This window comes from Streptomyces sp. adm13(2018), assembly GCF_008042145.1.
Classification (GTDB): Bacteria; Actinomycetota; Actinomycetes; order Streptomycetales; family Streptomycetaceae; genus Streptomyces.
The window spans coordinates 1,106,892-1,116,372 of the sequence record NZ_RDBH01000129.1; the positions used below are offsets into that span (position 1 = coordinate 1,106,892).

Sequence of the window (9,481 nt, forward strand, 5' to 3'; positions counted from 1 at the left end):
GGTCGGAGGGCGGAAGGGGGGGCGGCCGGGTCAGCCCTTGAGGGCCGTGTCGATCGCCGTGTCGAACTCGGTCGCGGTCATCGGCGGGTTGTCGGAGCCCGCCACGGTCACCGGCTTGCCGTCCATCCTCAGTGTCGGCGTCCCCGTCACCCCGCTGTCGTCGAAGGCCTTCGACATCTTCATCGCCCAGGCGTCGAACGTGCCGTTCTCGACGTTCTTCTGGAAGGCGGCGTTGCCCTTCAGGGCCGGCACCGAGTCCGCCACCTCCAGGAGGTAGGAGTCCTTGGCGAACTTGTCGTCGTTCTCCTCGGGGTGGAACTTCGCCGAGTAGAGCGCCGACTTGTACGACAGGAACGCCTCCGGGCTCACGTCGAGGGCCGCGCCCAGCGCCGACAGGGCGTTCTTCGAGCCCTCGCCCGTGGCCGCGTTGTCGATGAAGGTCGCACCGACGTACTTGATCTTGTACTTGCCGGCCTCGACGTCCTTCTCCACGGTGGAGCCCACGGACTGCTCGAAGGTCGCGCAGACCGGGCAGCGCGAGTCCTCGTACAGCTCCAGGGTCTTCTTCGCGGACGGCTTGCCGACGACGACGGTCGTGCCGTTCGTCCCCGTGGTGTTCTTCGGGGCGGTCACGCTGGTCGCCTTGGCCGCCGACTCCCACGCCGAGGGCTTGTTCGACTGGACCACCGCGTAGCCGATGCCGCCGGCGGCGGCCAGCACGGCCACGGCCGAGACGCCGACGACGAGCTGCCGGCGGGTCCGGTCCTTCTTCGCCTGCTGCTCGCGCTCGATGCGCAGACGCTCGCGGGCGGCGGCCTTGTTGGCCTGGTTGTTGCGTGCACTCATGATCGTGGTCTCCGTGACGGTGAGGAGGGAAAGGGGTACCGCGTGCCGGGGGGCGCTTCGCTCAGACGAGGGCGAAGCGCGGGCACGGGGGTCCCCGCCGTCCGACGGAGTGGGTCAGGAGCCGGGTGCGGGACGGCCGGGGCCGCACCGCGGGCCGCCCGGCGCGCCGCGGCGCCGGGCCACCGGTACGGAAGAGTGCCGCCACCACGAGCAGCGGGCGGAACGCGAGGGCCGCCACCGCGCCGACCAGCCGGGCGAGCGCCCGCTCCCCGCCCCGCAGCCAGGCGGCCGCGAAGAGCCCCACGCCCATGTGGGCCAGGAGCAGCAGCCAGGGCACCGCCGGGTCGGGCGAGTCGAGGAGCGCGGCGGCCGTGCCGTTCTCGGGGGTCGCGACCCCGGGCAGCGGGGAGCCGACGGCGCCGCCGCAGAACACCTCCACGCCCACCGCGCGCAGCGATCCGGCGACCGGACCGCCCGCGGTGCCGTAACAGACGGCCTGACCGCTGGTGAAGAGCGTGTCGGCGGCCAGTTCCAGCGGGACGAGGAGCCCGGCGATCGGGCCGAGGCCCCGCTCGCGGCCGGCCAGGGCGTACGCCACGGCGAAGACGCCGACCGCGACCGGGACGACCGTCCCGAGCGGCAGCGGCACGCGCGAGAGCAGCACGTGGGACGCCACGGACAGCGTCACGACCAGTGCCGTGAAGAACGCCGCCCGCAGCGCCCTCAGCTGCGTCCCTGCCATGTCCATCGTCGTGGAGTGTGTCATGCCGGTCCGTAAGAGGCCCCTAAAGCCCGCCTGTGAACGGCCCCAGCGGCCCCGGCGGCCCCGGCAAACCCCTGATCCCTCTAGAGCCCCGGGATCCGGCCGTTGCGGAAGAGGTCCACGAAGATCTGGTGGTCGGTCCGCGCGCGGGCCCCGTAGCTGTGGGCGAAGTCCACCAGGAGCTCCGCGAAGCCCTCCTCGTCGGCGGCGATCGCCGCGTCGATGGCCCGCTCCGTGGAGAACGGGACCAGCGAGTGACCGCTGGAGTCGTCCGCCGCGGCGTGCATCGTCGCCGTCGCCCGGCCCAGGTCGGCGACCGTGGCCGCGATGTCCTGGGGGTCGTCGATGTCCGACCAGTCGAGGTCCACCGCGTAGGGCGAGACCTCCGCGACGAGCTGACCGGCGCCGTCCAGCTCCGTCCAGCCGAGCCACGGGTCGGCGTGGGCCTGGAGCGCCCGCTGCGAGATCACCGTGCGGTGGCCCTCGTGCTGGAAGTACTCCCGCACCGCCGCGTCCGTCACATGGCGGGAGACGGCCGGGGTCTGCGCCTGCTTGAGGTAGATCACGACGTCGTTCTCCAGGGCGTCGCTGTTCCCCTCCAGCAGGATGTTGTACGAGGGGAGGCCGGCCGAGCCGATGCCGATCCCGCGCCGCCCGACCACGTCCTTGACCCGGTAGGAGTCGGGGCGGGCCAGGCTGGCCTCGGGGAGGGTCTCCAGGTAGCCGTCGAAGGCCGCCAGGACCTTGTACCGGGCGGCCGCGTCCAGCTCGATCGCACCGCCGCCCGCCGAGAAGCGGCGCTCGAAGTCGCGGATCTCCGTCATCGAGTCGAGGAGCCCGAAGCGGGTCATGTAACGGGCGACGCGGAGCGCGTCGAGCAGCGCGCCCTCCGCCGTGTCCAGGGTGAACGGGGGCAGGTCGTCGGTCTTCGTGCCGGTCGCGAGGGAGTGGATCCGCTCCCGGTAGGACGCCGCGCAGACCCGCACCAGATGGGTGATCTGCTCGTCGCTCAGCGCCTTCGCGTAGCCGATGAGGGCGAGCGAGGCCGCGAGCCGCTTGAGGTCCCAGGTGAAGGGGCCGACGTACGCCTCGTCGAAGTCGTTGACGTTGAAGATCAGCCGGCCGTTGGCGTCCATGTACGTGCCGAAGTTCTCGGCGTGCAGATCGCCGTGGATCCAGACCCGGCCGGTGCGCTCGTCCAGGTACGGACCGCTCTGTATGTCCCCCGTCCCGCCGCCGGTGTCCTCCCGCGCCAGGTCCGCGTAGAACAGGCAGGCGGTACCCCGGTAGAACGCGAAGGCGGAGCCCGCCATCTTCCGGAACTTCACGCGGAAGGCCGCGGGGTCGGCGGCGAGGAGCTCGCCGAAGGCGGTGTCGAAGACGGCGAGGATGTGCTCACCGCGCTCCGCGGCGGTGGGCTGGGGGACCGACATCGAGGTGCCTCCTGGTACCGGGCGTGCTGGAAGAATGTTCACGACAATTGGGACGGGCGTTCCGTGTCTCTCAACGCGCGACCCTAGTCGCGAGTGCCCGCCGCCTGTCACTCCGGAGACGTAGACTTCCACGCTGTCCCCCCAGACTGCCCGCAGCCTGTCGACTCCCGTTCCCCGGAGGCCTCCCGCCGTGACCAAGCCGCCCTTCACGCACCTCCACGTCCACACCCAGTACTCGCTGCTGGACGGTGCCGCGCGGCTGAAGGACATGTTCAACGCGTGCAACGAAATGGGCATGACCCACATCGCGATGTCCGACCACGGCAACCTGCACGGGGCGTACGACTTCTTCCACACGGCGAAGAAGGCCGGGGTCACGCCCATCATCGGCATCGAGGCCTACGTCGCCCCCGAGTCCCGGCGGAACAAGCGGAAGATCCAGTGGGGCCAGCCGCACCAGAAGCGGGACGACGTCTCCGGTTCCGGCGGCTACACCCACAAGACGATCTGGGCGGCGAACGCCACCGGACTCCACCACCTCTTCAAGCTCTCCTCCGACGCCTACGCCGAGGGCTGGCTGCAGAAGTGGCCCCGGATGGACAAGGAGACGATCTCCCAGTGGTCGGAGGGGCTCATCGCCTCCACCGGCTGCCCCTCCGGAGAGCTCCAGACCCGGCTCCGCCTCGGCCAGTTCGACGAGGCCCTGAAGTCCGCCTCCGAGTACCAGGACATCTTCGGCAAGGACCGGTACTTCCTGGAGCTCATGGACCACGGCATCGAGATCGAGCGCCGGGTCCGCGACGGGCTCCTGGAGATCGGCAAGAAGCTCGGCATCCCGCCGCTGGTCACCAACGACTCGCACTACACCTACGCGCACGAGTCGACCGCGCACGACGCCCTGCTCTGCATCCAGACCGGCAAGAACCTCTCCGACCCGGACCGCTTCCGCTTCGACGGCACCGGCTACTACCTGAAGACCACGGACGAGATGTACGCCATCGACTCCTCGGACGCCTGGCAGGAGGGCTGCCGCAACACCCTCCTGGTCGCGGAGCAGATCAACACCGACGGCATGTTCGTCGAGAAGAACCTCATGCCGAAGTTCGAGATCCCGGAGGGCTTCACCGAGGTCACCTGGTTCCGCGAGGAGACCATGCGGGGCATGCACCGCCGGTTCCCCGGCGGCATCCCGGACGACCGGCTGAAGCAGGTCGAGTACGAGATGGACACGATCATCTCGATGGGCTTCCCCGGCTACTTCCTCGTGGTCGCCGACTTCATCATGTGGGCGAAGGCGCAGGGCATCGCGGTGGGCCCCGGCCGAGGCTCCGCCGCCGGATCCATCGTCGCGTACGCCATGGGCATCACCGACCTCGACCCGATCCCGCACGGACTGATCTTCGAGCGCTTCCTCAACCCCGAGCGCATCTCGATGCCCGATGTCGACATCGACTTCGACGAGCGCCGGCGCGTCGAGGTCATCCGGTACGTGACGGAGAAGTACGGCTCCGACAAGGTCGCCATGATCGGCACCTACGGCAAGATCAAGGCGAAGAACGCCATCAAGGACTCCGCACGCGTCCTCGGCTACCCCTACGCCATGGGCGACCGGCTCACCAAGGCCATGCCCGCCGACGTCCTCGGCAAGGGCATCGACCTCAACGGCATCACCGACCCCTCGCACCCGCGGTACAGCGAGGCCGGCGAGATCCGCGCGATGTACGAGAACGAGCCCGACGTCAAGAAGGTCATCGACACCGCCCGCGGCGTCGAGGGCCTGGTCCGGCAGATGGGCGTGCACGCGGCCGGCGTCATCATGTCCAGCGAGCCCATCGTCGACCACGCGCCGATCTGGGTGCGCCACACCGACGGCGTGACCATCACCCAGTGGGACTACCCCCAGTGCGAGTCGCTCGGCCTGATCAAGATGGACTTCCTGGGCCTCAGGAACCTCACGATCATGGACGACGCCGTCAAGATGGTGAAGGCCAACAAGGGCGTCGACCTCGACCTGCTCGCCCTGCCGCTGGACGACCCGAAGACCTTCGAACTGCTCCAGCGCGGTGACACCCTCGGCGTCTTCCAGTTCGACGGCGGCCCCATGCGCTCGCTGCTGCGGCTGATGAAGCCCGACAACTTCGAAGACATCTCCGCCGTGTCCGCCCTGTACCGGCCGGGCCCGATGGGCATGAACTCGCACACGAACTACGCCCTGCGCAAGAACAAGCAGCAGGAGATCACCCCGATCCACCCCGAGCTGGAGAAGCCGCTCGAAGAGGTGCTCGCGGTCACCTACGGCCTGATCGTCTACCAGGAGCAGGTGCAGAAGGCCGCCCAGATCATCGCCGGCTACTCGCTCGGCGAGGCCGACATCCTGCGCCGCGTCATGGGCAAGAAGAAGCCCGACGAGCTGGCGAAGAACTTCACGATCTTCCAGGCGGGCGCCAAGAGCAAGGGCTTCAGCGACGAGGCGATCCAGGCCCTCTGGGACGTCCTGGTCCCCTTCGCCGGCTACGCCTTCAACAAGGCGCACTCGGCCGCGTACGGCCTGGTCTCCTACTGGACCGCCTACCTCAAGGCGAACTACCCCGCCGAGTACATGGCGGGTCTGCTCACCTCGGTCAAGGACGACAAGGACAAGTCCGCCGTCTACCTCAACGAGTGCCGCCGCATGGGCATCAAGGTGCTCCCGCCGAACGTGAACGAGTCCGAGTCGAACTTCGCCGCCCAGGGCGACGACGTCATCCTCTTCGGCCTCTCCGCCGTGCGGAACGTCGGCACCAACGTCGTCGAGTCGATCATCAGGTCGCGCAAGGCGAAGGGGAAGTACGCCACCTTCCCCGACTTCCTCGACAAGGTCGAGGCCGTCGTCTGCAACAAGCGGACCATCGAGTCGCTGATCAAGGCCGGCGCCTTCGACGAGATGGGCCACACCCGCAAGGGCATGGTCGCCCACCACGAGCCGATGATCGACAACGTGGTCGCGGTCAAGCGCAAGGAGGCCGAGGGACAGTTCGACCTCTTCGGCGGCATGGGCGAGGAGACGAACGACGAGCCCGGCTTCGGCCTCGACGTCGAGTTCTCCGACGTCGAGTGGGAGAAGTCCTACCTGCTCGCCCAGGAGCGCGAGATGCTCGGCCTGTACGTCTCCGACCACCCGCTCTTCGGCATCGAGCACATCCTGTCCGACAAGACGGACGCGGCGATCTCCCAGCTCACCGGCGGCGAGCACTCCGACGGCGCGGTCGTCACCATCGGCGGCATCATCTCCGGCCTCCAGCGGAAGATGACCAAGCAGGGCAACGCCTGGGCCATCGCCACCGTGGAGGACCTGGCCGGCTCCATCGAGTGCATGTTCTTCCCGGCCACCTACCAGCTGGTCTCCACCCAGCTCGTCGAGGACACGGTCGTCTTCGTGAAGGGCCGCCTCGACAAGCGCGAGGACGTGCCCCGGCTCGTCGCGATGGAGCTGATGGTCCCCGACGTGTCGAACGCCGGGACCAACGCGCCGGTGATCCTCACCATCCCCACCGTCAAGGTGACCCCGCCGATGGTCACCCGGCTCGGCGAGATCCTGGGTCACCACAAGGGCAACACCGAGGTGCGGATCAAGCTCCAGGGCCCCCGCACCACGACCGTGCTCCGGCTCGACCGGCACCGGGTCCAGGCCGATCCGGCCCTCTTCGGCGACCTGAAGGTCCTGCTCGGCCCGTCCTGCCTGGCCGGCTGACCGGCCGGACAGGCCTGCGGGAGGACTTCCCGCACACGCGCAGGGGGCGGGACCTCCGGCACGCGCGCAAGGGGCGGGACCTCCGGGCACACGCGCAAGGGGCGCGCCCGTCGTCACGGGCGCGCCCCTTTGCCGTACGCGCGGGCCGTCAGTTGTGGCCGAAGCGCTTCTGGCGGCCCTTGCGGGCGACGTCGCTCGGGAGCACCTGCGACGCCCGCTGCGAGGCCTCGGACTCCATCGCCGACTGCTGCGCCTGCTGGGCGCCGCGCTCGGCCGGCGACTGCTGCTTCTGACTGCGGTTCTGGTTGCGGTTCTTGGCCATGGGGATGCCTCCTCAAAGGGACCTAGGGGCCAGGGCCGCTGTCAGACTCACATAGCGGACGAACCGCCGCATGTTGGATCATTACCGAGCGTCAGGCTCCGGGGAGCGTGACTTCCGCCACGCCGATGATCCAGTTCCGGCCGTCGAGCCCCCGCCCTTCGGGCAGACTCGAAGCAGATCCGAAGCAACTTCCGATCCCGAGGTTCCCGAAAGAGGGTGGAACACGTGGACCGCTGCGTCGTCCTGGTGGACGCCGGCTACCTGCTGGGAGCCGCCGCCAGTCTTCTCGCCGGGGAACCGGCCCGCTCCCGGATCACCGTCGACCACGCCGGACTCATCCAGCAGCTCCGCCAGCGCGCCGAGGCCGAGACCGCGCTGCCGCTGCTGCGGATCTACTGGTTCGACGGCGCTCCCGACCGGGTGCCCCAGCCCGAGCACCGCAGACTGCGCGTCATGCCCCGGGTCACCGTCCGGCTGGGCGCCCTGACCCGCAGCGACGGACGCTGGGCCCAGAAGGGCGTCGACGCGGCGATGCACACCGAGCTCACCGAGCTCGCCAGGAACCGGGCCTGCTCCGACATCGTGCTCGTCACCGGCGACGGCGACCTGCTCCCCGGGCTGATGTCGGCCAAGGAGCACGGCGTCGCCGTCCACCTCTGGGCCGTGCAGGCCGCCGACGGCGACTACAACCAGTCCGAGGACCTCGTCGCCGAGGCCGACGAACGGCGGGTCCTCGACCGGGCCTGGATCATCGGCGTGGCGGAAGTCACGCTCCCCGGAGCCTGACGCTCGGTAATGATCCAACATGCGGCGGTTCGTCCGCTATGTGAGTCCCCGTGGCCCAGGCCGCCAGCGCCCTCCGCTGGTCCTCCGACCGCGGCTGGGTCGAGCGCCCCGCCTCACCCCTCGGCGAACCCGCCGAAACGGCCTCCCTGCCCACCCTCGCCTCCCTCACCAGCGCGGAGCAGCGCTGGGCGGACCGCGAGGAGGACATCACCACCGTCGGCGGAGACCCCTTCGAGGTCGGGCAGGTGTTCGCCCGGCGGTGGATGGAACGACTTCCCGAGCAGAGCCACGTCCAGAGGCTGTCCACCCTCTACCCGCGCATCCCGCACCGCATCGACGGCGAACTCCTCCGCTATGCCGCCCGATTCGGTCTGCTCGCCCACAAGGACGACCAGATCGACGAACACGACCGCTATGCGATCCGGGCCGGTTTCTGGCGCGAGATCGACGTCCGGGCCGCCGCGGAACACGCCCCCGCGCCCGGAGCTGGCCCGGCGACCCCGTAGGCTCTTCCCCCGTGAGTACGGTGTGCGTGGTGCGGGATCTGGTCAAGACGTACCCCGCCACGCGCGGTCGGCGCGGAGCGCCCGCGACACCCGAGGTGCGGGCCACCGACGGGATCAGTCTCGACGTGCGCGGCGGCGAGATCTTCGGGCTGCTCGGTCCCAACGGCGCGGGCAAGTCGACCCTGGTCCGCCAGCTCACCGGGCTCATGCGCCCCGACTCCGGCAGCGTCCGGCTCCTCGGCCACGACCTGGTGCGCCACCCCGAGCGGGCGTCCCGCCTCCTCGCGTACCTCGGGCAGGAGTCCACGGCCCTCGACGAGCTGACCGTCGCCCTCGCCGCCGAGACCACCGGGCGGCTGCGCGGCCTCGGCGTCCGCGAGGCGCGCGCCGAGCGCGACGCCGTCCTGGACGAGCTCGGCCTCGGCCCGCTGGCCTCCCGCCCGCTCCGCCGGCTCTCCGGCGGCCAGCGCCGCCTCGCCTGCCTCGCCGCCGCGCWCGTCGGCGAGCGCCCGGTCCTCGTCCTCGACGAGCCCACCACCGGCATGGACCCGGTCGCCCGCCGCGCCGTCTGGGCCGCCGTCGACCGGCGCCGCGCCGAACAGGGCACCACCGTGCTGCTGGTCACCCACAACGTCATCGAGGCCGAGACCGTCCTCGACCGGGTCGCCGTCCTCGACCGCGGCCGGGTCATCGCCTGCGACACGCCCGCCGGACTCAAGGAGCGCGTCGCGGGCGAGGTCCGCGTCGAACTCGTCTGGCGCGAGTCCGCCCCGCTCCACCTGCCCGAGATCGCCTCGCTGCGCGAGCTGGCACAGGAGACGGGCCGGCGCTGGACGCTCCGCCTCGCCCCCGACGCGGCCCGCGCCGCCGTCGCCACCGTCACCGGCGGCGCCGCGTTCACCGCGCTCGACGACTTCACCCTCGCCACCCCCAGCCTGGAGGACGTCTACCTGGCCCTGGGCGGCGCGACCGGGGGACTGGTGAAGGCGTGAACCTGCCCGTACCGCACCCGCCCCGCGAAGCGCACGCGACCCGCGGCCGCGCCCCCCACAGACCGCACGGACCGCACGTCACCCCCAGGAGCTGTACGCAGTG

Annotated in this window: 7 protein-coding genes and 1 pseudogene; 4 read left to right on the forward strand and 4 right to left on the reverse strand. The window is 70.4% G+C overall.

Going from position 1 to position 9,481, the window contains the following annotated elements; all coding sequences use genetic code 11:
* Nucleotides 1-30: 30 nt before the first annotated feature.
* The 3 genes from EAO70_RS21695 to EAO70_RS21705 all read right to left on the reverse strand — a co-directional run bounded on the left by EAO70_RS21695 (nucleotide 31) and on the right by EAO70_RS21705 (nucleotide 3,042).
* Nucleotides 31-846 carry a thioredoxin domain-containing protein gene (locus EAO70_RS21695; protein WP_148004513.1) on the reverse strand — a complete coding sequence of 272 codons (816 nt, stop codon included), beginning with the start codon at nucleotides 844-846 and terminating at the stop codon, nucleotides 31-33.
* Nucleotides 847-907: 61 nt separating this feature from the next.
* Nucleotides 908-1,594, reverse strand: coding sequence for a hypothetical protein (locus EAO70_RS21700; protein WP_148005283.1), 687 nt, complete (start codon nucleotides 1,592-1,594; stop codon nucleotides 908-910).
* Between the two features lie 98 nt (nucleotides 1,595-1,692).
* Nucleotides 1,693-3,042: a DUF2252 domain-containing protein gene (locus EAO70_RS21705; protein WP_148004514.1), complete on the reverse strand. Its 1,350-nt coding sequence runs from the start codon at nucleotides 3,040-3,042 to the stop codon at nucleotides 1,693-1,695.
* A gap of 190 nt (nucleotides 3,043-3,232) precedes the next feature.
* On the opposite strand from EAO70_RS21705, the gene dnaE reads away from it, so the two are divergent.
* The gene (dnaE, locus tag EAO70_RS21710; protein ID WP_148004515.1) at nucleotides 3,233-6,772 is read left to right on the forward strand and encodes a DNA polymerase III subunit alpha; all 3,540 of its coding nucleotides are present in this window, start codon (nucleotides 3,233-3,235) and stop codon (nucleotides 6,770-6,772) included.
* A gap of 148 nt (nucleotides 6,773-6,920) precedes the next feature.
* On the opposite strand, the gene EAO70_RS38075 is transcribed toward dnaE, so the two are convergent.
* Nucleotides 6,921-7,094 carry a hypothetical protein gene (locus tag EAO70_RS38075; RefSeq protein ID WP_167346844.1) on the reverse strand — a complete coding sequence of 58 codons (174 nt, stop codon included), beginning with the start codon at nucleotides 7,092-7,094 and terminating at the stop codon, nucleotides 6,921-6,923.
* A gap of 216 nt (nucleotides 7,095-7,310) precedes the next feature.
* Between EAO70_RS38075 and EAO70_RS40430 the strand changes: the two are divergent.
* The 3 genes and pseudogenes from EAO70_RS40430 to EAO70_RS21720 all read left to right on the forward strand — a co-directional run.
* Nucleotides 7,311-7,841: pseudogene (locus tag EAO70_RS40430) on the forward strand (NYN domain-containing protein); the annotation flags it as partial.
* A gap of 89 nt (nucleotides 7,842-7,930) precedes the next feature.
* Complete coding sequence (locus tag EAO70_RS40435; RefSeq protein ID WP_410091302.1) at nucleotides 7,931-8,386, forward strand: hypothetical protein; 456 nt, start codon at nucleotides 7,931-7,933, stop codon at nucleotides 8,384-8,386.
* An 11-nt stretch (nucleotides 8,387-8,397) separates the two neighbouring features.
* On the forward strand, nucleotides 8,398-9,378 hold the full coding sequence (locus EAO70_RS21720) for an ABC transporter ATP-binding protein (protein ID WP_187283979.1): 981 nt from the start codon (nucleotides 8,398-8,400) through the stop codon (nucleotides 9,376-9,378).
* The last annotated feature ends 103 nt before the right edge of the window (nucleotides 9,379-9,481 follow it).

Bases quoted from the DNA above. Each gene is read 5' to 3' on its own strand.
- EAO70_RS21700 (WP_148005283.1), bottom strand. From the start codon at position 1,594: ATGGACATGGCAGGGACGCAGCTGAGGGCGCTGCGGGCGGCGTTCTTC.
- EAO70_RS21695 (WP_148004513.1), bottom strand. From the start codon at position 846: ATGAGTGCACGCAACAACCAGGCCAACAAGGCCGCCGCCCGCGAGCGT.
- EAO70_RS38075 (WP_167346844.1), bottom strand. From the start codon at position 7,094: ATGGCCAAGAACCGCAACCAGAACCGCAGTCAGAAGCAGCAGTCGCCG.
- EAO70_RS21705 (WP_148004514.1), bottom strand. From the start codon at position 3,042: ATGTCGGTCCCCCAGCCCACCGCCGCGGAGCGCGGTGAGCACATCCTC.